Source organism: Microvirga sp. M2 (assembly GCF_047497095.1).
Taxonomy (GTDB): Bacteria; Pseudomonadota; Alphaproteobacteria; order Rhizobiales; family Beijerinckiaceae; genus Microvirga.
Map to the genome: position 1 here is coordinate 39,246 of NZ_CP134065.1, position 21,881 is coordinate 61,126.

Annotated in this window: 24 protein-coding genes and 4 pseudogenes; 13 read left to right on the forward strand and 15 right to left on the reverse strand. The window is 61.5% G+C overall.

Features of this window, described 5'->3' with window-relative positions:
- Window positions 1–94 precede the first annotated feature (94 nt).
- Both RE429_RS28750 and RE429_RS28755 read right to left on the reverse strand, forming a co-directional pair.
- Entirely contained in the window at window positions 95–880 is a 786-nt protein-coding gene (locus RE429_RS28750; RefSeq protein WP_414476479.1) for a putative bifunctional diguanylate cyclase/phosphodiesterase, read from the reverse strand.
- A 78-nt stretch (window positions 881–958) separates the two neighbouring features.
- Window positions 959–2,374, reverse strand: a pseudogene (locus RE429_RS28755) (diguanylate cyclase domain-containing protein); the annotation flags it as partial.
- A gap of 266 nt (window positions 2,375–2,640) precedes the next feature.
- Here RE429_RS28755 and RE429_RS28760 point away from each other — a divergent pair.
- Both RE429_RS28760 and RE429_RS28765 read left to right on the forward strand, forming a co-directional pair.
- Window positions 2,641–2,790, forward strand: coding sequence for a hypothetical protein (locus RE429_RS28760; RefSeq protein ID WP_414476241.1), 150 nt, complete (start codon window positions 2,641–2,643; stop codon window positions 2,788–2,790).
- Window positions 2,791–2,819: 29 nt separating this feature from the next.
- On the forward strand, window positions 2,820–3,056 hold the full coding sequence (locus RE429_RS28765) for a DUF6894 family protein (RefSeq protein WP_414476242.1): 237 nt from the start codon (window positions 2,820–2,822) through the stop codon (window positions 3,054–3,056).
- Between the two features lie 170 nt (window positions 3,057–3,226).
- Here RE429_RS28765 and RE429_RS28770 read toward each other — a convergent pair whose 3' ends face one another.
- Both RE429_RS28770 and RE429_RS28775 read right to left on the reverse strand, forming a co-directional pair.
- On the reverse strand, window positions 3,227–4,096 hold the full coding sequence (locus RE429_RS28770; RefSeq protein WP_414476243.1) for a DNA-methyltransferase: 870 nt from the start codon (window positions 4,094–4,096) through the stop codon (window positions 3,227–3,229).
- A gap of 66 nt (window positions 4,097–4,162) precedes the next feature.
- Window positions 4,163–4,414 carry a winged helix-turn-helix domain-containing protein gene (locus RE429_RS28775; protein WP_414476244.1) on the reverse strand — a complete coding sequence of 84 codons (252 nt, stop codon included), beginning with the start codon at window positions 4,412–4,414 and terminating at the stop codon, window positions 4,163–4,165.
- Between the two features lie 217 nt (window positions 4,415–4,631).
- Between RE429_RS28775 and RE429_RS28780 the strand changes: the two genes are divergently transcribed.
- Window positions 4,632–5,213 (forward strand): hypothetical protein, encoded by a 582-nt coding sequence (locus RE429_RS28780; protein ID WP_414476245.1) that lies wholly within the window; start codon window positions 4,632–4,634, stop codon window positions 5,211–5,213.
- A 64-nt stretch (window positions 5,214–5,277) separates the two neighbouring features.
- Here RE429_RS28780 and RE429_RS28785 read toward each other — a convergent pair whose 3' ends face one another.
- Together RE429_RS28785 and RE429_RS28790 are read right to left on the reverse strand one after the other, a co-directional pair.
- Entirely contained in the window at window positions 5,278–5,544 is a 267-nt protein-coding gene (locus RE429_RS28785; RefSeq protein WP_414476246.1) for a hypothetical protein, read from the reverse strand.
- Window positions 5,545–5,595: 51 nt separating this feature from the next.
- On the reverse strand, window positions 5,596–5,937 hold the full coding sequence (locus tag RE429_RS28790; RefSeq protein WP_414476247.1) for a hypothetical protein: 342 nt from the start codon (window positions 5,935–5,937) through the stop codon (window positions 5,596–5,598).
- A gap of 111 nt (window positions 5,938–6,048) precedes the next feature.
- On the opposite strand from RE429_RS28790, the gene RE429_RS28795 reads away from it, so the two are divergent.
- Together RE429_RS28795 and RE429_RS28800 are read left to right on the forward strand one after the other, a co-directional pair.
- Window positions 6,049–6,318 carry a hypothetical protein gene (locus tag RE429_RS28795; protein ID WP_414476248.1) on the forward strand — a complete coding sequence of 90 codons (270 nt, stop codon included), beginning with the start codon at window positions 6,049–6,051 and terminating at the stop codon, window positions 6,316–6,318.
- 143 nt (window positions 6,319–6,461) lie between these two features.
- On the forward strand, window positions 6,462–6,737 hold the full coding sequence (locus RE429_RS28800) for an SWIB/MDM2 domain-containing protein (RefSeq protein WP_414476249.1): 276 nt from the start codon (window positions 6,462–6,464) through the stop codon (window positions 6,735–6,737).
- 60 nt (window positions 6,738–6,797) lie between these two features.
- On the opposite strand, the gene RE429_RS28805 is transcribed toward RE429_RS28800, so the two are convergent.
- A complete protein-coding gene (locus tag RE429_RS28805) occupies window positions 6,798–7,343 on the reverse strand; it encodes an HU family DNA-binding protein (RefSeq protein ID WP_414476250.1) in 546 nt (181 codons plus the stop codon).
- A gap of 460 nt (window positions 7,344–7,803) precedes the next feature.
- On the opposite strand from RE429_RS28805, the gene RE429_RS28810 reads away from it, so the two are divergent.
- Window positions 7,804–8,235: a GFA family protein gene (locus RE429_RS28810; RefSeq protein WP_414476251.1), complete on the forward strand. Its 432-nt coding sequence runs from the start codon at window positions 7,804–7,806 to the stop codon at window positions 8,233–8,235.
- 34 nt (window positions 8,236–8,269) lie between these two features.
- Here the strand turns inward: RE429_RS28810 and RE429_RS28815 are convergent, their stop codons facing one another.
- The 3 genes from RE429_RS28815 to RE429_RS28825 form a co-directional block, all read right to left on the reverse strand.
- Window positions 8,270–8,689, reverse strand: a complete 420-nt coding sequence (locus RE429_RS28815) for a response regulator (RefSeq protein ID WP_414476252.1) — start codon at window positions 8,687–8,689, stop codon at window positions 8,270–8,272.
- Window positions 8,690–8,777: 88 nt separating this feature from the next.
- Window positions 8,778–9,128 (reverse strand): response regulator, encoded by a 351-nt coding sequence (locus tag RE429_RS28820; protein ID WP_414476253.1) that lies wholly within the window; start codon window positions 9,126–9,128, stop codon window positions 8,778–8,780.
- Window positions 9,129–9,244: 116 nt separating this feature from the next.
- Window positions 9,245–9,658, reverse strand: a complete 414-nt coding sequence (locus RE429_RS28825; protein ID WP_414476254.1) for a response regulator — start codon at window positions 9,656–9,658, stop codon at window positions 9,245–9,247.
- A gap of 211 nt (window positions 9,659–9,869) precedes the next feature.
- Between RE429_RS28825 and RE429_RS28830 the strand changes: the two genes are divergently transcribed.
- The gene (locus tag RE429_RS28830; protein ID WP_414476255.1) at window positions 9,870–10,325 is read left to right on the forward strand and encodes a response regulator; all 456 of its coding nucleotides are present in this window, start codon (window positions 9,870–9,872) and stop codon (window positions 10,323–10,325) included.
- A gap of 401 nt (window positions 10,326–10,726) precedes the next feature.
- On the opposite strand, the gene RE429_RS28835 is transcribed toward RE429_RS28830, so the two are convergent.
- The 3 genes from RE429_RS28835 to RE429_RS28845 form a co-directional block, all read right to left on the reverse strand.
- The gene (locus tag RE429_RS28835; RefSeq protein ID WP_414476256.1) at window positions 10,727–11,077 is read right to left on the reverse strand and encodes a VOC family protein; all 351 of its coding nucleotides are present in this window, start codon (window positions 11,075–11,077) and stop codon (window positions 10,727–10,729) included.
- A gap of 56 nt (window positions 11,078–11,133) precedes the next feature.
- Window positions 11,134–14,013, reverse strand: coding sequence for a DEAD/DEAH box helicase (locus RE429_RS28840; RefSeq protein WP_414476257.1), 2,880 nt, complete (start codon window positions 14,011–14,013; stop codon window positions 11,134–11,136).
- Window positions 14,014–14,312: 299 nt separating this feature from the next.
- On the reverse strand, window positions 14,313–14,828 hold the full coding sequence (locus RE429_RS28845) for an alpha/beta hydrolase family protein (protein ID WP_414476258.1): 516 nt from the start codon (window positions 14,826–14,828) through the stop codon (window positions 14,313–14,315).
- A gap of 74 nt (window positions 14,829–14,902) precedes the next feature.
- On the opposite strand from RE429_RS28845, the gene RE429_RS28850 reads away from it, so the two are divergent.
- The 3 genes from RE429_RS28850 to RE429_RS28860 all read left to right on the forward strand — a co-directional run bounded on the left by RE429_RS28850 (window position 14,903) and on the right by RE429_RS28860 (window position 17,331).
- On the forward strand, window positions 14,903–15,601 hold the full coding sequence (locus RE429_RS28850) for an IS6 family transposase (RefSeq protein WP_414476259.1): 699 nt from the start codon (window positions 14,903–14,905) through the stop codon (window positions 15,599–15,601).
- Window positions 15,602–16,406: 805 nt separating this feature from the next.
- A complete protein-coding gene (locus RE429_RS28855; RefSeq protein WP_414476260.1) occupies window positions 16,407–16,502 on the forward strand; it encodes an excalibur calcium-binding domain-containing protein in 96 nt (31 codons plus the stop codon).
- A gap of 538 nt (window positions 16,503–17,040) precedes the next feature.
- Window positions 17,041–17,331, forward strand: coding sequence for a hypothetical protein (locus RE429_RS28860; protein ID WP_414476261.1), 291 nt, complete (start codon window positions 17,041–17,043; stop codon window positions 17,329–17,331).
- A 37-nt stretch (window positions 17,332–17,368) separates the two neighbouring features.
- Here the strand turns inward: RE429_RS28860 and RE429_RS28865 are convergent.
- Together RE429_RS28865 and RE429_RS28870 are read right to left on the reverse strand one after the other, a co-directional pair.
- Window positions 17,369–18,117, reverse strand: a pseudogene (locus tag RE429_RS28865) (IS3 family transposase); the annotation flags it as partial.
- 126 nt (window positions 18,118–18,243) lie between these two features.
- Window positions 18,244–18,401, reverse strand: a pseudogene (locus RE429_RS28870) (DDE-type integrase/transposase/recombinase); the annotation flags it as partial.
- 203 nt (window positions 18,402–18,604) lie between these two features.
- Between RE429_RS28870 and istA the strand changes: the two are divergent.
- The 3 genes and pseudogenes from istA to RE429_RS28885 all read left to right on the forward strand — a co-directional run.
- The gene (istA, locus tag RE429_RS28875; protein WP_414476481.1) at window positions 18,605–20,086 is read left to right on the forward strand and encodes an IS21 family transposase; all 1,482 of its coding nucleotides are present in this window, start codon (window positions 18,605–18,607) and stop codon (window positions 20,084–20,086) included.
- Window positions 20,083–20,892 (forward strand): IS21-like element helper ATPase IstB, encoded by an 810-nt coding sequence (gene istB / locus RE429_RS28880; RefSeq protein WP_414476262.1) that lies wholly within the window; start codon window positions 20,083–20,085, stop codon window positions 20,890–20,892. The genes istA and istB overlap by 4 nt, the downstream gene beginning before the upstream one ends.
- 164 nt (window positions 20,893–21,056) lie before the next feature.
- Window positions 21,057–21,833 (forward strand): annotated as a pseudogene (locus RE429_RS28885) (recombinase family protein); the annotation flags it as partial.
- Between the last annotated feature and the right edge of the window lie 48 nt (window positions 21,834–21,881).

Here is a 21,881-nt window from a genome sequence, read left to right on the forward strand (position 1 = left end):
GCATCCACAGGCCGGAGCGTGCAGCGCGAGGCGGCCATATCGGGGCTTGCCGTCCCGGCTCAATCAACGTCTTCGGACGACGAGAACAAGGCCCTCAGGAGAGAGGCGCAGTCCAGTGGGCTAGAAAACCCGCGATCTCCTGCACCGGCATCGGCCGGGCGATCAGATAGCCCTGCGCTTGCGTGCAACCGGCCGCCCGAAGAGCGCTCAGCTGGTCCTGGGTTTCCACCCCCTCGGCCGTCGTCGTGATGCCAAGGCGGCGGGCCAGATCGAGCGTGGCATGCACGATGGCGGTGCTGTCCGGCAAACGCTGCAACTCGCGCACAAAGGATTGATCGATCTTGATCCGATCGAACGGAAACCGTCGCAAGTAGCTCATGGACGCGTAGCCGGTGCCGAAATCATCCAGTGAGATCTCAACTCCCAGGGCCTTGATCCGGAGCAGGGCGGCCAAGGCGCCGCTGTCGTCGAGCACAACGGATTCCGTGATCTCCAGCCCCAGCCGCTGCGCCGGCAAACTGGATGAGGCAAGGGCTTGCGTCACGCCTGCCAGAATACGGCTCAACCTGAATTGCACCGGCGAGACATTGACGGACACCTTCAGCGAGCCAGGCCAGCTGACGGCATCCCGGCACGCCTGCTGCAGGACCCATTCGCCCAGCGCCCCAATCAGGCCCGTCTCTTCCGCCACCGGAATGAACTCGCCGGGCGCCACCCAGCCACGTTCAGAGTGCCGCCAGCGCAGGAGCGCCTCGAAGCCGGCAATGCGGTTGGTGCGCAGATCGAGAACGGGTTGGTAGAACAGCTCGAACTCTCCAGTCTCCAGAGCCTCTCGCAGGTCGCGTTCAAGCGCTTGGCGGGCCAGGCGCTTGGCATCCATGGCGGGCTCATAGAGCCGGAAGAGGCCCCGCCCCTCCTGCTTGGCGGTGTACAGCGGCAGATCGGCCTTGTGCAGCCATCCCTCCGGATCAGCATCGTCAGCCGGGACCCGGACCGCACCAATGCTCAGGCCGATGGTAATCTGATCCCCGTGAAGGTTGTAGGGCTTGGCGATGGCGTCCAACAGGCGCGCCGCAAGGGCTGCGATATCGTTTGGATCACTGACAGGCCTCTGGATGATGGCGAACTCGTCGCCTCCGATCCTGGCGATCAGATCCGCCTTCCGGACACAGGCGCGCAGCCGCTCCGCGACGCTTCAGAGCAAGTCGTCTCCTCTGGCATGGCCGAGCGTGTCGTTGACCTCCTTAAGGCGGTCGAGGTCGAGCAGGAGCACGGCAACATCCTGATCACAGCCCGTGGCGCGGCTCATCGCCCGTTCCATCTCTTCGCCGAAGCGAATGCGGTTCGGGAGGCCCGTCAGGAGATCGTGCCGGGCGCGATGGCTTTCCGCCTCGGCGAGCTTGGCGCTGGCCTTGATCTGGCGAACGCCGAGCAGGCAGGCTGCGGCCACAGCAAGGTCCATGACGAGAGCGATCGATCCGACGAGAGCGGCCTCCCGCTCCCAGCCGGACCGAAGCGTTGCCACCGCCTCGCTGGCTGTCAGGACAAGGGGATAGCGCTGCAGGGCGTTGACCGCGATGATGCGTTCCTGGCCGTCGAGGAGGCTGACCTGGCGCACGATCCCCTGATCGGTCCTGGACAGGAATTCGGCCACAGCGCTGCTGGATCTGAAGAGCGGTTTCCCGACCATCGGCTCCACTTGAGGATGGCGTGTGAGAAGGATGCCATCCTGCCGGAAGAGACTGATCGCACTGCTCGGGCTCAGGACGATGTCCCGGTATAGCTGCTGAAAGTGGCCGAGCTTGAGCACCCCGGCAATCATGCCGATGAACTGCCCGTCGGAACCTTTGAGCTTATGAGCCAGGATGACGACCTGGGTTCCGGCCCCGCGGCTGACAACAGGCTCGCTCACGACCAAGTCCCGCGTCGGATCCGATTGCAGGGCTCGGAAATACGGCCGGTCGGAGACATCCATCGGCGGCGGCGGCCAGGCGCGGGAGGAATTCAGCTGCTTGCCGTGGGCGTCGATGATCGCCAGGGCGTCGATATGGGGCAGAGGGTCTTCCTGCTCCTTGAGAAGCGTGTGGATGACAGGCGTCGAGGCGGCCGCTCTGAGGTCGTCTTCCGATCTCACCCCCAGACCGGCCAAGCGGTCCGCCAGGTTGTGCTGAATGACCTCAACCGACTCGAAGGCGCGGGCGGTTTGCTCGGCCAGGATCAGGGTCAGGTTCTGCAGGTTGCCTCTGACCTGGACCATAGCATCATTGTAGAGGCGGCTGATGAAGAGCGTGGCGCCGGCCGTGGTCGTGAAGGCGACAAAGATGCCGAGAAGGATGATCCAGTGTCCGGACCGAAGCCGCTTCTTGTAAGGCATGTTCTTGGCGCTCCCCGGCCAGGCCAGATCTTCTTGTTCTTATACTCGGATTGTCTGTCACGAGAGGTTGCCGAGGGCTTGACATAGAGCTTGTCGAGCCAAGCAGTATGCCCCAATCCTCGGAAGGCTGGAGGCCGCCCTTCGCGCGCCGGTGAAGCAGATTTCGGTCAGCCAGAATCAGAAGAAATTCCTGAACAGCCTCTGGCCCCGGGCATTTATTAACATATGTCAATCGCCGTTGAGCGGTTTGGCTATGGGAGACGCGAATGCCTGATCGCACGCGTCAGCGCAAGATCATCGATGGTGTCGTGGCGCTCGTCGCCGTGGTGGCAGCCATCGCTGTTCTCCTGCTGCTGCGGGAGAACTTCGCCGACCACACGCGAATGCCAGTCACGGAAGAGTCGTCGCGGCCGTGAGACCCTCCGGCAACGGCCAAGGAGGTCTGATGCCCCGGTATTTCCTCCACATCGGCGATCAGGAAGAAGCCGTTGACCCGCACGGCATCGTGTTCGCCAGCCCGGATGAGGCCCGCTCCTATGCCGTCTTGGTGGCAGGTGAGCTCATCCGGGATCTTGGGAGAAAGCTCTGGTCCGGCGGGAAGTGGCGGCTGCATGTCACGGACGAGGCCGGCGAGGCTGTCTGTACCATCAGGTTTATCATTGAGGATGGCAGCGCATCCTGATCGCGGTGCCTGACATCACCAATGCTGACGGTTCCCTTGCATCAGGGGCCTCACCGAAACTTTTCATTGGTCCGGCTCCGTGCGAGGGGCCACCCCGATGGTTGAAACGATTTAGACACGAAACAACTCTCGTTTTATGTCTGAAACAGCCGAACACGGGTCGCGAGTCTTCAGGCCGCTAAGGCGTTTGGAAACCTCATCTGACCGCCCTTGATGTACTCAAGCATGCATTCAGACGCGATCCAGCGGCGGTCGAGCATTTCCGCGACGGCCGCCGTGGTCAACGAGCCGCCAAACGGCTCGAAGACGAGATCCTTGGGCCGGGTGAGGAACTTAATGAACGTCTCCGGCACTGCTGCCGGGAACCGGGCCGGATGGACCGGGAGCCCGGCGGCTTTCACGTTCCGGATGTAGTCGGAGTTGCTTTCGGTGTTGGCCGCGACGATCAGGTTTCCTGGGATTGCCCCGCCATTGTCATTACCAAACGCGCCATCGGCCATCTTGTAGCCCGCAGGACGGCTTGCAGCCGCTTGCCCTCCCCTCTTCAGAACGGCCTTCATGCTGTCAGAATAAGGGACCAGGATCTGACGGTTGGCGGCGTAGGGGTTGTCGGAAGCCGAGAGCCAGACGATGTTCTCGAGGGACGGCTTCACGCGAACGCGTCTCACAGTCACCCACTCACCAGGAACTGGCATCTTTGCTGGATTGAACCACGCGAAGCGCTGACAGAGTTTGAGACCGAGTTCGTCTTCAAGTTTGATCAGCAAGCGCTCCTGGTAAAGCGATAGTGTCGGTTCACCTCGCCGCCACGCATCTCCGAGGTTCAAGCAGACCGAACCGTCCTTGGTGAGCTTCCTTGGCCAGTCTTGCGCCACCCGCAGGAGCCAATCCACATATGAGCGCTCGTCCTCATTGCCATATTCCTTTTTCCGAAGAAGCGGGTACGGAGGGCTCGAGAAGATAAGCTGGCAGCTGCCGTCGTCGCGCAGTCTGACGGCATCTTCGCAATGTCCCCACAGAGCTGCGCCCTTATCGGTCATGAAGATCGTGACGACGAGACCAGGAATCGCCTTGGTCAGGGCCGATTGCCCCTTGTCGGTGAGGGCTCACAGACCCGTATCCGCCGGCCGCAACAGGCCTTGGAGCTTTGCCCGCTGGTGGGCCCACCGCACCTCGCACTCGAAGGCGTTATAGCTCTGCCCTGAGATCGTGATCCGAGCCGCCCTGTCTCCGGCCGGCAGAGCAATTTTCTCAGCCACAAGGTCGTAGACGTCGCGAGCCTTCGCGGCCCCTCCCCTTTCCTCGATCGCATCGAGCAGCGGAAGAATGAGCTGCGACTGGCTGATCTTCTTTTTCATGGGGATTTGACCTCGTCTGATCTACGCAGATGAGGCCTCCCGTTGAATGAGCTCCGAGGACGATGCACGACGCAGGCTTAGACATTTGGGACAGGCTCCAGGTCTGGACCGTCGGTTGGCGCGGAGTCGCTTCGCGTTTTACGTATGAACAAATGGGGAACTCACGTCTCCACGTGGCGACATTTGTCGCACGGATCTCCTGAGCCGCAAATATTCCTTGCTTATCGAGCTCCGGCGATTCATTTCAAAATCATTAATTCGGCGTCTGATTCCGAAGGCGAAAACAATAATGAACAGACATTGGTTGGGGCGTGACGACTGTCCAGTCGTCGCGAATGATATCGCACGGGCCCGCTCAACTCTGCTCTCTTTGAGGGCAAGGGTCGACAGCAGGGGCCGTAGAGAGGTCGTTGCATATGGGCGCGCGCTGTTACACGTCGCGGGACTGATCGCCAGTGCGATCGATGTCAGTGAAGCCGCAGCGCTGAAGGCGCGCGGTCTCAGTGCCGATGATCTCGATCATATCTACCAGGATCTGTTTAGCAGCGCCCGCCGGTGTCGGACGTTTCTTCAGGATGGAACGCACGCCTCCGCGATGGCGGAGAACCTTGCAACCGCTTGTTCGATTTTGAAGAACCTCTACCGGATGCGTTTTCACGAGGAAAAAGCGTCAGGGTCCCAGCAGATCGAGGCGGGAGACCTGGCGGAGCGTCTCATGACCTTGGCTCAGGCGTTGTGTGAGTTTGGGACTGAGGTTCGGCCCGCTGTAAGACAAGCGGACCTTCGCGTGGCCGCGTAATTGCGGGCGAGCGCTTCCCCGTCTGATCGCTTGACGGTCCACGCGGCAGGTACTCGGCCTGTCGCTAGACCCTTGTCGCACGGGCATCCAACAGCTGCTGCATAAGTGATTTCAGATCCTCCGCTGCCTTACTTCCGCGAAGCGTAACGATCCCGCGCTCAATGGTTTTCCCGTTCTCGTCGGTCTTCCCGTTAAAGAACGCATCGCGCTCTGCCTTTGACATCTTCAGAATTGCCCGGGCCTCGCATTCACGCTGCCATTCTTCAGACCATGTGTTGACCGGTTGTCCGGTGAGTTCCGAAATAGCAGTGGGTTCGCGGGAATAGGTCATTGAGGTGCCGTCGGAGGCTTCGGTGAAAGGGGAATGCCATCGGTCCCACGATCAGATGTCAGGTGGAATGGCAACTTTGCCGGCGATCTGTGTTTTGAGCGGGACCGAGAGAATGATCTTAGTCAGAACCTCATACACAGATTGGGAGCCGCACTCATTCTTCCGAGCAGCGCAATGCTCGAAGAAACTGACATACTCGTCACACCGCTCTGAACGGTGCGTCTTTGGGGTCTCAACGCACTGTGTATAGGCCTGCCGCGAGACCGGCGGTGGATCGAGCGATTCAAAGATCTCCTGGGCGGGTGTCCGGGTGAGCCTCTCATGAGCAAGAATGAGAGTGGCGGGTCCCAGGAGGATGGCGAGAGCTATGAAGCCGTTGTGGATCTTCCGCATCGGCTTACCTCGGACCTTTATGGTTAAGATGGAGTTAACCACTCTCCCCCGAACCGAAAGCGTACGACAGCCTGACCCGGTTCACGACATTGATCCTAAGGAGGTAACGAGATGGCGCAACGCCCCGAGCAAGAGGACGAACGACATGGAACCGATGGGAAAGCCACGACGCCACAGCTGGATCGATTGGAGAGGTTAGCGAATGCTGCGGCCACCGCCGCGCAGGCGAAACAATGGCGGGCGCGGACGAGCGGTCTTCAGCAGCAAGAGGAGTCTTCTGAAGTGCGCGACCTGAGCAACGATGCAGAAGCCCGAGCGCGAGCAGAGCAAGCAATGCGGCAGATGATGGCAAAACCGCAGAGCAAGCGGCGCGGGCGGTGACGGGCTGATACGACTGATGCGAACCGGGAATTCGGCATTGTTGCGGCTGGGGCTGGATTAAGGAAGTGTTCAGCCCTTCCTCGTCATGGTCCCGCCGCTTTCGCCCCTGCAGATGACAGTGAGGCGCTCTCTCTAGGAGTTATATGATGACCGAAGCCAAAGCAGCCAAAAAGCCGAACTCCGCCCTGGCAAAACCGCTACAGCCCTCACAGGAGCTTGCTGCGATTGTTGGCTCGGCTCCGCTTCCTCGGACTGAGGTCGTGAGCAAGGTGTGGGATTACATCAAGACCAACAACCTGCAGAACCCCGCGAACAAGCGGGAAATTCTGGCTGATCAGAAGCTCCAGGCTGTGTTCGGAGGCAAGGACAAAGTGAGCATGTTCGAGATGAACAAGCACTTTGCCCAGCATCTCTCTTAGGCTGCCCCCGAAAGAACAAGAAGCGGTGCGGCCCTGCTTTGTCGCACCGCCCCAGAAGCCTTAGATCGATTCCTTCAGATCCTTGGCGGCGCGGAAGGCGATCTTCTTCGAAGCCTTGATCTTCACGGGCTCGCCGGTCTGCGGGTTGCGGCCCATGCGGGCGGCGCGCTTGCGGACCTGGAGAATGCCGAGGCCGGTCAGGCGGATCTTGTCGCCCTTCTTCAGGCTCTTGGCGATCAGCTCGACCACCTGGGTGAGCATCTCGTTCGCCTGACGCTTCGGCAGCTCGTGCATCTCGGAGAGCGTCTCGGCGATGTGGCGCAGCGTGAGGATGCCGCTCGACGATGCCGCCTTCACGGACTTCTTGGCCGTCTTGGCCGCAGCCTTCGCAGGCGTCTTTGCGGCTGCGGCTTTAGCAGGCTGCTTTGCCGCCGACTTGGCAGACGTCTTCGCCATGGTCTTGGGAGTGGCCGCTTTCGCGAGTTTCTTGGCAACCGTCTTAGCGGCTGTCGTGGTGACGGTCTTCTTTGCTGCAGTCTTGGTCGCGGCAGACTTGGTCGCGGCAGACTTGGGAGCCGAAGCCTTCTTCGTTGCTGCTTTCGCCATATGGAACTCCTATCACGCGAACATACGTGAATACTGATGTCTTCCCGTTTCCTACAGGAGGAAAATGCTCCAAATCATCATCGACGGAGACATGCAAGCATCAACCGTCCAAATTCCGCCCTCTGAGGCGAATTTCCCGTCCTTGTTCGGTGTATTTCTCAACCCTTGCGACCAGCAGGTTTCTAGCCAGCATCTGATAAAGCTCGGAACGATAGCTTCTGTGATCGAAGGTTTATCGGCGATTGCCGTGCAAACGAGATCTTGCAAAGTGTTGAGGCAAAGGCTCTCGGCGCATTACCTCCTAGTGCTTAAAGTCTGCCGCTTGGTACCGTCGCCTTGACCGGTGCGCTGGATGGAAAGCGGACGTTCTCCCGTATTCTCTCGCATGACTGGATTTAACCCATTGCGTACCGATGGAACGCTCTTGTAGCCTCGGATATCGGACCTTGGCGGAAACAGCATGACACCAGATCCAATCTCTGGCCCGGAGCGCATATTGGCTGGCAAATGCCGGTGCGGGGCCGTCGAGTACGCGGTGGCGGACAGCTTCCGCTATGCAATGAATTGTCATTGCTCAAACTGTCGGCGCGCGACCGGCTCGGCTTTCAAGCCCTTTGCCGGCATCGAGCGAGACCGGCTGCGAATGACGCGCGGCAGCGATTGTGTCACGATCTTTGGCAGCGAAGCAGGTCCCCATGACGTACATTGTGCGACCTGCGGCTCGCTTCTCTACTCTGTCGTGCGTGAGGCTGCCTATGTTCATGTCACCATGGGCAGCTTGATCGACGAACCTACCATCCGCCCTTCAATGCACATCTTTGTCGGATCAAAGGCGAAATGGCATCAGATCGCCGACGATCTCCCCCAGTTCGAGGCATTCCCTAACGACTGATCTGAAGCCGCGCCCGTCCGGAATTGGCACGGCTCTAAAGCATACCCAACTTCTGCTCGGGACTGGCGTCTGGCATCAGAGCATTCAAGTGTTCGACGAGAGCCGCGGGCCGGATCGGCTTGGGAATGAAGGTTGCCGTAGGCGGCATGTCCCCCTCGGCCGGAAAGGTCTTGCCGGAAATCACCAGCACACCGACTTCCGGCCAGCCCTGCGCCACGAGGCGCGCGAACTCGAAGCCGTCGAGGGAGCCGGGCATATCGACATCGGTCAACAGGACACGCACGTCTTTGTGTCGCCTCAGTGTCTCAAACGCCTCATCCGCGCTCTCAGCTTCCAGCACCCAGAAGCCGGCCTCCCGCAGAATATCGACCTGCGTCAGGCGCACCAACGTCTCGTCCTCCACCAGGAGAACGACAGGCTGGTTCAGAATGGGAGCGCGCGGTTTTACCTTCATAGAGCCAGGAACGGCTATGGCCGAGCGCGGTTCCGCATGGTCCTGCAACACTCGGGGGTGTTTTCCGTCGGAGTTGCCGGAGGTCGCTTTAAGGTCGGGAGCGCTTGGCCTTCGCCACCAGTTCTCTGATGCGGTCGACCACATCCTGTGGCGGATACGGCTTTTCCAGCAAGGGGCCCGTTTCGCAGAGTGTCGCGGCAATCTCGGCCGACCGCTGGACCCCTGAGGTGAGGACCACCTGCACACCGGGCTTGTGGGCCCGGATCCAGCGGGCCAATCCGAACCCATCCATGTCGCCCCGCATCTGAACATCGCTGAACACGACATCGATCGACACCTCAGGCGACTGCAGGATCGCAACCGCCTCATCGGCATTCACCGCCTCATAGACCCGGTAGCCGCACTCGCGCAGGTAGTCGGCAATGACCAGCCGAACCAAAACATCATCCTCAACCACGAGGACGGTCTGAAGGGGAGTGTCGGATTGCGGTGTCAGGCTGGGCGATGCAGGGCTCATACAGAGCTAATCGCCACGCTTGGCCCTGAGTTCCACCCTCAGGTCTTTGGGGCGTCCGGCCAGTTGAGGCTCGCGCTGATCAGATCGATCACCCGCGAGATCAGATAAGGCTTGCGGATGAACAGCCCGAGGCCCGCGAGATCCGGGATGGCGGAGGCAGCAGACTGGCCCGAGGTGAGGATCACCTGAGTGGGCGTACCGCGCGCCTGCACGTATCGGGCGACGTCCAGCCCATCGCGGGGGCCCGGCACGTGGACATCGACGAACAGGAGGTCCACCCGCATGCTGTCGAGCACGGTGACGGCGTCGGCGGCGGAACTCGCCTCCAGCACCTTGAAGCCATGAGCCCGCAGTGCATCGCTGACGAGGGCTCGTGCCACGGCGTCATCCTCGACAACCAGAATGGCAGGCGGCGTCCGGCGCGGAAAAGCCGTGACCGAGGCTGAATTCATCGGGACCCCTTGCGCAACTTGGTGCCCGAATAACGGGATGCAGCCCCTTGGGTTCTCCCTAGGTCCGGGATATTCGGGGAGGAGCAGGAGGATGGACCTGTGTCTGATCGGAAACGCACGCCACCCCGCGCAAGCGGAACCGTACGGTGGTGGGTGCGTTGAGTCCCATCGTCCTGTCTCGGCCGCTGGCGTCCTTTGTTGTGTTGCCTCCATGACCAATCCGTTGTTAGGTGTTGTTCTGTTGGTTGAGGACGAGCCGCTGGTGCGGCTGGTCGCGGCCGACCTTCTCGTGGACGCCAACTTCCGCGTAATCGAAGCATCCAATGCCGAAGAGGCGCTGACGGTCCTGCGCGCCGGGGTCGAGGTGGACGTCTTGCTGTCGGACGTGGAGATGCCGCCAGGCCTCAACGGCTATGAACTCGCTCGACACACGCACGAGTGCTGGCCAACAGTTGAGATCCTGATCACATCCGGTCGTGAATGGCCGCGGGCACGAGATCTACCGCCGGGAGCCGCGTTTCTGGCCAAGCCCTGCCCAGGCGAGACCCTGGTCTCGTATGTGCGCTCGGCCGCCGAGCGTGCTCAGGCTGCAAGAGCCGCACACTCCGCTCCGGACGCGGCCGAGCCAAGCGAAGGAACGATCGTTCCGTTCCCCAAGACTGGATGAGTTGACCAGAGCTCCAGATTTGCCGAACAGGTGCCCCTGTGGTGGGAAGCCGGCTTTTTTGTCTCGGATCTGCTGCGTCACCTCAGCGTCCCGGTCGTTCTCGAAGGTCGCTTCCTTCTCAAGTCTTGCAAGCCGAATTCGCCCTTGCACCCTTCGTGATCGTCCACGAATTGTTAAGCGTGGCTGTTTCATATTGGGCCTACCGGGCGCGTTGCGTATTGCCCGACCAACCTCCATCGCCCCCCAATGCGAGGAGTTGGCCCTGGCAGAGAGTCCTTACCTCTCCGCTGGGGTCTTTTTTGTAAACTCTGCCCAAGATCAAGGCAGTGATGCAATCTGGCCCTGGCTCTGTCGCAACAGGTTCAGGCCCCACACGCACCTTGGTACCTTGAGTGCACTTGTCAGCGATGGACCAGGATGTTGACCAAGCGTCCGAATGGATCACGGACAAAGAAGCGCGTCACGCCCCACGGCTCTTCCGCCGGACCATATTCGATCTCGAACCCTGCGGCTTGCATTCTCTGTTGGACGTCGGAGAGATCATCGACCTCTATGGAGATGTCGGGCACGGGCGTCCCTGACCCGCCTTCGGTCATGATGCTGATCTGCGGCGTCATGCTGCCCTCAGCCGTAAAGGTCGTGATCCACCCCAGGTCCATAGCAATGTCCATCCCAAGCACGTCGCCATAGAAGGTCTTCGCCGCATCGACCCGGTCAACTGCAATGTTTGTAACGATGCGCCTCACGGCCATGGATGTCTCCTTGAATAAGCCTCACGGCCAGGTAACCAAGCGTCAGATTCCGCCCGCTAGGACGCCAAAGATGACGGTTGCCGTGCCCGCAGATAGGCGTCCCGGTTCTTTTTGAAGATCGCTGCCTTTTCCAGATCCTTCAGGATTTTCTTTTGTAGGGCTACCGGCTTCTGCGCGTACCGGGCACAGAGCCGAGGCAGCAGAAACGGAACTGTCGCCTGAGGCAAGTTCTTGCCGATCGCGTTTTTGATGAGGGTGATCTGTTCTCCGGACAGCGGCTCTCCACTCTCTTCTCCGAGGAGCAGCAACAGGCCCATGACAGCGGAAGGCATCGCCCTGATGAGTTCCTTTCCTGGGGTGGCGGCCGCGATCTCGAGATATTCACTCCGGACGAGCGTAATTGTCAGCGTCTGGTCCTTGGCACTCGGACCGTCGGCCAACTCGTTCAGGAACGCGCGGAAGCTCTGTTCCCGGGCACGGGCTGCATCGTCGTGGCGGCCGAAACCTGCCTTCTGCCGGATCCATTGCTCGCTGGACCCTTTTGGGCCAACCGCCACAATGGAAGACTTGATCAGGCCCTCGGCGAGGCTCGGCCGGAGTTGCTCTTCCGTCTCTGGGTTATCGATGATGAAGAACCGGACATTCGTGTTCGCTACGATTGCCTTGATCTCGGGAAGAACGCTCGGATCGAAGGTCGAGACGGAGAACGCCGTGGGCCTGCTACCCGTCGCATAGGGATACAGGTCCGCATACCGGTGCCGGAGCCGGCAATACGCCGCTAAGAGATCCCGCCTTTGGGGCGTGAGCTGGTTGGGCCGGTCCAGCACAATCGAGCGGAGGTCCGGGCGCAGGCTATGGGCGCCGGTGGCACGTTCAACCAACCGCAGCGCGGCGACGTTCAAGAGCTGTGTGAGCAGCCTCGCCTTGTCCTTCAGAAGATCAATCGCGGCAGCCATCTGGGTCGAGTTCGCGGGCGCTGCGAAGTCTTTCAGCCATGGCAAGGCCAGTGGCCGGGCCTGTTGCAGGCTTGCCAGGAACTTCCGCTGCTTGTCGGTCGAGCTGGCGTTCTCATAATCACCGTCGTGACGGATACCAACAAAGGCGACGTACTTGCGGGCGACATCTTGGGTCTTGCAGAGGAAGCCCTGCTGGGCGCCAGTCCGCTCGTCGTGGGTGGCAACCAGCCATCGGGGGAGATCCGGGGCCGCCTCCTCGTCGTAGAGCCCGAACTCCTTCAGGTCGCAAAAAAGGGCAACGCGGCTTGAGAACTTCTTGGTCTCGGCATCGTAGCGGCGCATACCGGTGACCATAAGACCGGCCGCGAAGGGCTTCGGAACCGGAAGGCTGTCCTCGTCGCCGACTTCCATCGTGGGGTCGAGCGGGTCATCGTATTGCTCGCTGTCCCCCTCCCCCATCCGGAGCCGGATCTGACGCTGGCGCTCCTCAATCTGGTCCCGAAGGGATGGATCCTTGTCGAACCAGGCCTCGAACTGCTCGCGGATCAGGGCAGCGAGCCCGCGCACCTGGCGGCGGCAGCGCTCCGGATCATTCCGGCGCATCGCGTCGATGTCGCTGAAGATGCGCAGGATCGAATTGCCGACATCAACAAAGACCTGGTGGGTTTTGCCCGACGCCTTGTGGGCCCGTTCGCCGCGGCCACTGATCTGTTTGACTGGACCAATGGAACGCTCCTCGCAGGCCAGGATGTTGAGGTCTGTCTGGGGGACGTCGGTCCCTACCCCTAAGGCATTCACGTTGATCAGGATATCAAAGCCGCCGGCTCGGGCCATGTCGAGGAGATCGTCGCGCTTGATCTTGCGGCCGCCGGGTTCGCCCTCCCCTAGGCCCTCCTCGGCGCCGTTGCGCCACACCCGAATTTCGCCGGCCACGACAAAGGCAACGCGGGGCTTCTCCCCTCCCCTCGGGTGTCCTGGTGGAAGGCTTTCTTGTGCTAGGTAGCCGGAGAGCTCCTTGGCAAATTCCACGCTGTCGCAATGGATCATCGCCAGAGTGGCCGTGGCGGCGTGCTTGGCCCAGATCCGGCCGACGGCCGCGACGATGAGAGCAGCAATCGCCTTGTCGCCCTCGCTCGCGCCCTCCTTGAAGAAGCGGGAGAACGCTTGTTGGGAGGCCTGGTCGACTGATTTGTTTTCGGCGAGGAGCGCCAGAAAGGCGCTCTCGATGAGGCGGACGGCGTCAGTGCCGAGGTGAGCCTCGAATTCGCCGGTGGCGATATCGAACTTTGTCGGGACCGTGCGGCCCGTTGCCAGGACCTCATCGTAGGTCGCAACATCGATCAGGTCATGCTCGATGCTGGCACCAAAGGCGTCCAGTGGGTCTTTGCCGTCGGTGCGGAACGGTGTTGCGGTGAGGACGATCCCGGAGCCGCCGGCGTGGGCAATGCGGGCGAGAACCCGGGCTAGCTCCTCGGCGGCCGCCTTGTGCCCCTCGTCGATGAGCACCACTCCTCCCCTCTTGCCGAACCGGTCAAGGGAACGAAGAAACCCCTCGTCATCGAGTTTGTTGACGAGGGACATGTTGGTGGCCGGGATCACATCGGCATCGAGCGAGTTCCGGACCATCGGCTGATCACCGATGGCTTCGTTCTTGGCGACGTAGAACGCAGTCTGCGCCCCCCTAACCCGAGGCACGGTTTGGAACTGCGCGAAGTTCTGGCGCAGTAGGCTGACGTCCGGGTGAAGGACCAGGATCGGCTTGCCGAGATCGATCGCGTCCTCTGCAGCTCCTGCGGCCAGAAGGCTCTTGCCGCTGCCTGTGGGAGCAAGAACAGCCCCCGATCGACCGCGCCGAATAGCCTCTCGCACCGAGCTGGCGATCCGCGCTTGATAGGGTTCGGCCTGTTTATCGCCGATGACCCGCTTCTGTGCTTGATTCAAAAGGATTTCTTCGTTTTTTGCAGAAGCAGTTGGCATCATTCAATCGCTTTAATGCAATGTTCGGCACACTGAGAAAACAGGTGGATTCGTTACTCGATTCGAGAACAAAAGGCCAACCCGTCCTTTCTTCGCCTTATACACGAATCCGCATTAAAAGGTGACGGTTTTGAATTAAACCTCAGCTGATGGCGGGATTGCGGGCCCATCCTTGGACGTTCAGGAACAGGACGTGACGTTCGGCGATTCCCGCTTCGCCAAATCCGCGGGTAGGCGAGTGGCTTACGTTCGACCTTTAGTCCGCTGGTAGCGCCTCCGCTTGATGGAATTGCTTTCCTGCGTCATGGCAGCGCCGACAGGCTCCGGTGAAGGGCATCCGCAATCCTCCCGGCGATCTCGCGGTGAACCTCCTTGCGGGGGCGGGTGCCATCCCGGCAGATCGCATCGTCGTCCCCGTCTTCCTGCAGCAGGGCTGGCCCGTCCGGCGTGCATGGATTGAACGCGCTGAAGCTCGAGGCATCGGGGACGGTGTCATAGCGGGAGCTAGGGGTAAGCGTCTTAAGGCTCGATGCATCAAGGGCGGAGGGTATGGCGTCGGGAGAGCCGAGATTGATGATGTCGACAGGAACCTTAATCCCGGCGATGCTTTCGGGAGCGAAGCTCGCGCTCAGTTCCGGATCGACGGCAACGACGGCCTTGATCCGCTCGTCCCGCTGGGATCGGCCGAGCATCGCGGCATCAATCGTCTTTAGGTCGATGCCGCTGCGCGCAAACCAGGCACAATCCACGGCCGTCTCAGGCTGGTCACACAAGCGCGCATAGCGGTCCGGATCGAAACGAGCTCCGGCGAGGACCAAGGCGGACGGCTCCGTCGCAAACCGTTCAGTAACTCAGTTCGATCTATGCCTCCGGACCAACTCCGGAGGTTCAGATGTTCAAAGGCCGCCACTTCGATCGCTCGGTGAGCCTGCTGTGCGTCCGCTGGTATTTGGCCTATAATCTGAGCTTGAGAAATCTCGAGGAAATGATGGCCGAGCGCGGGATCTCCGTCGACCACGCGACCATTCATCGTTGGACGATCCACTATGCTCCGCTTCTGCTGGAGCAATTCAATCGGCGCAAGCGCCCGGTCACTGGCCGGTGGCATGTTGACGAAACGTATATCAAGGTTCGCGGCCAGTGGCGCTATCTCTACCGCGCCATCGACAGCAACGGCGATACGGTCGAGTTCTGGTTTAGCGAGCGGCGCAACCTGACTGCCGCCAAACGATTCCTGCGCAAGGCCCTCAAGCGTCATGGTCGGCCTGAGCGGGTCGTGATCGATGGCAGCCAAACCAATAGGGAGGCGATCCTGTTGTGTGATGGAGAGAGCCGTCTGCAGGACCGCTCACGACGTCAGCTGAAACCGATCCGGATCCGGCAGAGTCGTTATTTGAATAACCGGATTGAGCAGGATCATCGCGCCATCAAGCGGCGGATCCGGCCGATGCTGGGCTTCCAGTCCGCAGCTTCAGCCCGTGTGATCCTTGGCGGGATCGAGATGGTGCACATGATGCGCAAGCAGCAGGCGAAGTACGCCTGCAATCCGCAGCCGTCATTGGCCGAGCAGTTCGATCTGCTCGCCGCTTAACCTTGGACCGAGATCTTGGCCATCCTAGCGCCCTTGCTGCAAATTTGCGACGCAACCTTCTAACTTGGCCAACGACCATTCTCTCGAATGGTGGCACTTCAGAATAGTCGGTCTGTTGCGCCTGTGCGCCAGACATAAGGGTCAGCATCGCCGCGCCTGCGACGAGGATTGTTTTGAAAGCTCGCATGGCACCCCAGCCCCACAGAAGCGGCAATTCCTGCCGCAAGCCAAATACGCCTATGGCTACGCTATCTACTCAAATCCTCTTTAGGAGTAGGCCAGAGGGACAGCATCAGGGCCTGGGGAACCATTCAACCCTCCAGCGATTACCCCGGCACGAAGGCCCATGTTCCCCTGGCCTTCCCCTTGTGCCCCTCCCGCTTGATGCGGTGAGGGGCATTTTCACCCTCGGTTCCAGAACTGGAAGAACTACTGGGCACGATCCTCGAGCCATTCCTCGAAAGAGGTGCATACACTGTGGCACATGGGCTATTATGCTCGTGCTTACGACAAAAGGCCCATGGGACAAGCTCAACATCCCTCCCGAGGAGAAGGCGCGCGCGTATTGGACGGGTCAGGATCGTCGCTATCGGCGGCAGGAGCTTTTGCGGCGCTTCGGATGGTCGACTGCTATAGGTCTGGCGAGTTGCGCCGCCGTGTGGGCCTTTCGGCCTACAATCCGTCGCTGTCGTTCGGCTCGTGATCCTCGTTCTTCAGCTCATCCCCCTCAATCCCACGGGTTCATCGCTTCGGCGCCAGCTTGTTCCGCAACTGCGACGCCGCTTATGCTGCTGGTGCCGCTCCGATGTACCGGGGGCAGCCCGGCTATGCTCCGCACCTTGACGCGGATGGTGACGGAAGCGAGTGCGAATGGTCGTGGCGGAACGGGTTTCGGTTCTGAGCGGGTGGCGGCCCAAGTGACGGCGCGGGTATCGAGATCTGTGAGATGTAAAAGTAAAAACGGTTTTCAAAACGTCTCAGCCACCGAGCCATTGCGCCCAGCATACCCGCATAGGAGAGCTGCGGCTGGGGCCCTGCGCCGCGATCTCGCTGCCCTGACAGGCCATGCCCGAGAAAGTCCTGGGCCGTACCGCGCTGGACCGGTATGTGCCGGCCGGTCTCACCTATCTGGCCGAGCAGCTGCACGAGGCGAGGTGCCGGTGCGGTGATCGCTCTCACCCTCGCCAAACGCGGTGCTCTGGAACGGAGGGAAGAGGATCCGTCGCCTTGAGACTTGAGGACGAGCGTTGCTATTATCCAATCTACGTTGGGTGAGGTGGCCCAGATAACGGAACAACTCTGCGGCCATGCCCTCCGCTGGATCGGGGGCCCGCGGTGGGTAATTAATCCGAAAGAGCAGATCTAACATCAGGCTTTGCCGTTGAGATTGCATGCAGGCCCCGGCAGCATAAAGGTGCTGATCTTCGGAAAGGGCGAATATGGGTTCACTGGAGAGCCGAGTCGTTAATCTTGAGAATGACCGAAATGCACTTGAATGGATGGTCGTCTATCTCGCCAAGAAGATCCTTATGCGAGAGTCCGATCCTGTCGCGGCAGCCAAAGCCATGCAAACGGAGATCGAGGAGTTTGGACAGGCGTTCGTCAACCGCTTATTCCAACCCGGTTCGGATGACGAGGCAACGATGCGGACGCTCGGGCTGTCGCTTGGTATTTCCATTTTGGCCGAAAGGATCACGGAAGCAGTCAACGATCCGGTAGCCACGAGTTGATGGATTTGCTTCGGACTAGTGGAGAGCGGGTTAGCAGCTATTCGGCCATCTTCTCGAACTGAACCGGACTGACGTAGTCGAGCGTCGAATGACGCCGCACCGGGTTGTAGAAGCCGTCGATGTAACGGCCGATCGCCTTCTTGGCCTCGGCTCTGGTCTGGAACACCGTGCGCCAGACCAATTCGGACTTCAAGGTCTTGAAGAAGGTCTCGACCACCGAATTATCATAACAGTTTCCCGTCCCGGACATCGAGATCCGGATGCCGTGCTTCTTCAACTCGGCCTGATACTCGATCGAACAATATTGACTGCCGCGGTCCGCGTGATGGGTCAGCCCCTCACCAGGTCGTCGGATCGCCAGAGCCTTGCGCAGCGCCTCGAGCGCCAGCTCCTTGCGCAGCCGGTCACTCACCGCCCAGCCGACTACCCGCCGCGCGAAGAGATCGAGGACCACGGCCAGATACAGTCAGCCCCGTTCGTCCAGATGCACGAGACATGCGCGTTCCATTTCTGGTTCGGGCATGTGGCTGAGAAGTCCTGCTCGAGCAGATTGGGCGCAATCGGAAAGGCGCGATGGCTGTCGGTGGTGCGCTTGAAACGCCACTTCTGCTGGGCTTTCAAGCCGTTCTCTCGCATCAGTCGAGCGGTCCGACGGCGACCGACTGGCAGTCCCTCATCCTGCAGCTCGCGGGTCATGCGCGGACTGCCGTAGGTCTCGTTCGAGAGGGTAAAGGCCGAGCGGATGTGGGCCAAGAGGATCAGATCTTCCCGCTGGCGCGGGCTGGCTGCGGCCGCTGGTCAAAGCAAGCCGCACCGCCTCATCCTGAAACTCTCTCGTAAAGCGTGTCTGGGGCATGGAGATCCTCCTGCTTCATACAAGAAGTGCTCTCCATTTTCCGAAACAAGACCAATCCCGTGTTGGTCCACTGCGCGCCAGAGCCAATGCTTCTTGCCGGCAATGCTGATCACAACTTCATCACCCGCTGCCAGACCGTCTCGTGGCTGAGCAGGATGTCACGGGCCGCGAGCATCTCCTCGACCATACGCAGGCTGTGGGGAAACCACATCATGCTAATGACATCAGGCGGAAAGCGAGGGCGAGTAAGGCGCGGCGATCAGGGTGGAAGTTGAGCGGCAATCAGAATGAGAGGTGACGGTGCGATCCGTACGGATCGCACCGTCTGGCCGTCGCGGCCGACCGAGTAAGGAACAGGTTTCTTCACGCCAATGAGGAACCCACCCTGTGCCCGGCCGCCACATCACCGACTGCCAGATGAGACTCTACATGAAGCTCCGTCACACCAACACCATCCCGATCGCCGCTGCCAAGGCCGGCTTCAGCTCCTCCACCGCCTATCGCATCGACAAGGACCCGCGGCTGCCCTCCCAGAAGAAGGTCCCGCGCGGGCGCCGGCGCCCCGATCCGCTCGCACGCGTCTGGGACAGCGAGATCGTGCCGCTACTCCAAGCCGCTCCGAGCCTGCGCCCCGTCGCTCTCTTCGAGGAGATCGTCCGCCGCCATCCCGACCTCGGCCCCGGCATCCGCCGCACCCTCGAGCGCCGCGTCCGCGCCTGGCGCGCCCTGCACGGCCCCGAGCAGGAGGTCATCTTCCGTCAGGTGCACGAGCCCGGGCGCATGGGCCTGTCCGACTTCACCGACATGGCCGATCTGGCCATCACCCTTGTCGGCCAGCCGCTCGATCACCGGCTCTATCACTTCCGGCTCGCCTATTCCGGCTTCGAGCATGCCCATGTGGTGCTCGGCGGCGAGAGCTATGTCGCCCTGGCCGAGGGGCTGCAGAACGCCCTCTGGGCCTTGGGCGGTGCTCCGCGCGAGCACCGCAGCGACAGCCTCTCGGCCGCCTTCCGCAACCTGGATCGCGACGCCCGCGAGGACCTGACCCGGCGCTATGATGCCCTGTGCACCCATTACGGCATGGAGCCGAGCCGCAACAACACCGGCATCGCCCACGAGAACGGCGCCATCGAGAGCGTGCATGGACACCTCAAGAAGGTGATCGAGGATGCAATGCTGCTGCGCGGCTCACGCGACTTTGCCGATCTTTGTGCCTACCGCCGCTTCGTCGATGAGATCATTGGACGCCTCAATGCCCGCAATACCGCGCGCATTGAGGTCGAGCGCGCTGCCCTTCAGGAGCTGCCGGACCGGCGCACCGCCGATTACGAGGACGCCATCGTCACCGTGACCTCGACCAGCGGCTTCGTCCTGCGCAAGGTGTTCTACAGCGTGCCCTCGCGCCTGATCGGCCACCGCTTACGGGTGCGCCTGTACGATGATCGCCTCGAGGTCTATCTCGGCAGCACGCATCAGTTCACGCTGCCGCGCGGGCGGGCTCATCCCAACGGCCGGCACGGGCATGTGGTCGATTACCGGCACGTGATCCACTCGCTCAGACGCAAGCCCATGGCCCTGATGGGGCTGGTCTATCGCGATCAGCTCTTTCCCCGGCAAGCCTACGCCCGTGCCTTTGAGGCGATGTGCGCCAAACTGCCGGCCCGGGATGCCTGCCGCACCATGGTGGATCTGCTCGCCCTGGCGCATGAGCGCGCCTGCGAGGCCGAACTCGCCGTGCGCCTCGACGAGGATCTCGAGGCCGGGCGGCTGCCGGATCTCAAGAGCTTGCGCGCGCTGTTCAGTCCGGATGCCGGTGCCGTGCCCGACATTGTGATCTCTCATGTGCCGCTCAGTGCCTACGAGGAACTCGCCCGCGTGCATCAGGGAGACGTCGCATGACGAGCTCCGATACCATCGATGCCGGTCGCCTGACCCTGGCGCTCAACGACCTGCGGCTGCCGGCCATCAAGACGATCTGGCCGGACTTTGCCGCCCGTGCCGACAAGGAAGGCTGGCCGGCGGCCCGCTTCCTGGCGGCGCTGGCCGAACACGAGATGGCCGAGCGCGCCAGCCGGCGCATCCAGCGCCATCTCGACGAGGCGCGTCTTCCGCCCGGCAAGACCCTCGACAGCTTCGACTTCTCCGCGGTGCCGATGATCAGCAAGGCGCAGGTGATGGCGCTGGCGGCCGGCGATAGCTGGCTGGAGAAGGGCGCCAATCTGTTGATGTTCGGCCCGCCGGGCGGCGGCAAGTCGCACCTGGCGGCCGCTCTGGGCCTGGCCCTGGTGGAGAACGGCTGGCGGGTGCTGTTCACTCGCACCACTGATCTGGTGCAGAAGCTCCAGACGGCGCGGCGGGATCTGCAACTTGAGGCGGCGATTGCCAAACTCGACAAGTACCACCTGCTGATCCTCGACGACCTCGCCTATGTCAGCAAGGATCAGGCAGAAACCAGCGTCATCTTTGAACTCATCGGCGCCCGGTACGAGCGTCGCTCGCTCTTGATTACGGCCAATCAGCCCTTTGGAGCCTGGAACTCGGTCTTTCCGGATCAAGCGATGACGCTCGCCGCGGTGGATCGCTTGGTGCACCACGCGACGATCTTCGAGATGAATGTCGAGAGCTATCGCCGCAGAGCCGCCATTGAGCGTAAACGCGGTCCAGGCCGTCCGCCGACCCGCGCGACAATCAAAACCTCATCCTGATTGACGCTCGCAACGACAATCAAGAAAGCGCTTGCATCTGTGTCGTGGGGCGACAATCATCATCCCGCCGCGACAGCCAATCACCCGATCCTGATCGTCGCGCTCTCCATCCAGATTGTCGCGCTATACGCCTGGCTCGCAACTACGTCCATCAGGTTCTGCTGGTGGAGGAGCTTCAGAAGCATGGTGCCATGGTCGAGTTCCTCGACCGGCCCATGAGCCAAGATCCGCATGATCAATTGCTCCTCCAGATCCGCGGCGCGGTGGCCGAGTACGAGCGAACCCTGATCACCGAGCGCATGCGCCGCGGCCGACTGCGGCGGCTCAGGGCGGGAACGCTGTTGCCGTGGACGCGTCCACCCTACGGCTACCGTCTCGATCCTGACCGCCCGAGAGACCCCGCCGGCGTGCGCATTGACGCAGCCGAAGCCGCCGTCGTGCGCGATCTGTTCGCCTGGTACATCGAAGGCGCGACCATGATCGCGTTGAGCCAGCGCCTGGCCCGGCTCGGCCTTGCCTCGCCCACGGGATGTCCGGCCTGGAGCCCCTCGGCCTTGCGGTGCCTGCTCACCAATCCAGCCTATACCGGTCAGATCTTTGCCAATCGCATGCGAACCAGTCCTCCGCAAACGCGGTACTCGGCGCTGCGCCCAGTCGGCCACTCGAAGGGCACGCGCCGACCGACCGATGTGGCGGAGTGGATCGCGGTGGCCTCTGTTCCGGCGATCATCAGCCGGGAGCAGTTTGACGCGGCCGCCGAGCGGCTGGTGTATAACCGTCGAATGGCGCCACGCAACAACCGGGTGCACCAGTATCTCCTGCGCGGCCTTGTGAGCTGCGGATGCTGCCGGCGTGCCTGCACCGGTCGCCGGCAGCCGCCGGCCTATGATTACTATCTGTGCCGCACGAAGACCCAGCTGCGCCTGCTGGTTCCTGGAGGGCGTTGCCCGGCGCGCTACATTCCGGCCAAGCCTCTGGAGGAGTTGGTC

Coding starts and splice junctions, on each gene's coding strand:
- RE429_RS28750 (WP_414476479.1), bottom strand. CDS start 880: ATGGATGCCAAGCGCCTGGCCCGCCAAGCGCTTGAACGCGACCTGCGA.
- RE429_RS28760 (WP_414476241.1), top strand. CDS start 2,641: ATGCCTGATCGCACGCGTCAGCGCAAGATCATCGATGGTGTCGTGGCG.
- RE429_RS28765 (WP_414476242.1), top strand. CDS start 2,820: ATGCCCCGGTATTTCCTCCACATCGGCGATCAGGAAGAAGCCGTTGAC.
- RE429_RS28770 (WP_414476243.1), bottom strand. CDS start 4,096: ATGACCGATAAGGGCGCAGCTCTGTGGGGACATTGCGAAGATGCCGTC.
- RE429_RS28775 (WP_414476244.1), bottom strand. CDS start 4,414: ATGAAAAAGAAGATCAGCCAGTCGCAGCTCATTCTTCCGCTGCTCGAT.
- RE429_RS28785 (WP_414476246.1), bottom strand. CDS start 5,544: ATGACCTATTCCCGCGAACCCACTGCTATTTCGGAACTCACCGGACAA.
- RE429_RS28790 (WP_414476247.1), bottom strand. CDS start 5,937: ATGCGGAAGATCCACAACGGCTTCATAGCTCTCGCCATCCTCCTGGGA.
- RE429_RS28795 (WP_414476248.1), top strand. CDS start 6,049: ATGGCGCAACGCCCCGAGCAAGAGGACGAACGACATGGAACCGATGGG.
- RE429_RS28800 (WP_414476249.1), top strand. CDS start 6,462: ATGATGACCGAAGCCAAAGCAGCCAAAAAGCCGAACTCCGCCCTGGCA.
- RE429_RS28805 (WP_414476250.1), bottom strand. CDS start 7,343: ATGGCGAAAGCAGCAACGAAGAAGGCTTCGGCTCCCAAGTCTGCCGCG.
- RE429_RS28810 (WP_414476251.1), top strand. CDS start 7,804: ATGACACCAGATCCAATCTCTGGCCCGGAGCGCATATTGGCTGGCAAA.
- RE429_RS28815 (WP_414476252.1), bottom strand. CDS start 8,689: ATGAAGGTAAAACCGCGCGCTCCCATTCTGAACCAGCCTGTCGTTCTC.
- RE429_RS28825 (WP_414476254.1), bottom strand. CDS start 9,658: ATGAATTCAGCCTCGGTCACGGCTTTTCCGCGCCGGACGCCGCCTGCC.
- RE429_RS28830 (WP_414476255.1), top strand. CDS start 9,870: ATGACCAATCCGTTGTTAGGTGTTGTTCTGTTGGTTGAGGACGAGCCG.
- RE429_RS28835 (WP_414476256.1), bottom strand. CDS start 11,077: ATGGCCGTGAGGCGCATCGTTACAAACATTGCAGTTGACCGGGTCGAT.
- RE429_RS28840 (WP_414476257.1), bottom strand. CDS start 14,013: ATGATGCCAACTGCTTCTGCAAAAAACGAAGAAATCCTTTTGAATCAA.
- RE429_RS28850 (WP_414476259.1), top strand. CDS start 14,903: ATGTTCAAAGGCCGCCACTTCGATCGCTCGGTGAGCCTGCTGTGCGTC.
- RE429_RS28855 (WP_414476260.1), top strand. CDS start 16,407: ATGTACCGGGGGCAGCCCGGCTATGCTCCGCACCTTGACGCGGATGGT.
- RE429_RS28860 (WP_414476261.1), top strand. CDS start 17,041: ATGGGTTCACTGGAGAGCCGAGTCGTTAATCTTGAGAATGACCGAAAT.
- istA (WP_414476481.1), top strand. CDS start 18,605: ATGAGACTCTACATGAAGCTCCGTCACACCAACACCATCCCGATCGCC.
- istB (WP_414476262.1), top strand. CDS start 20,083: ATGACGAGCTCCGATACCATCGATGCCGGTCGCCTGACCCTGGCGCTC.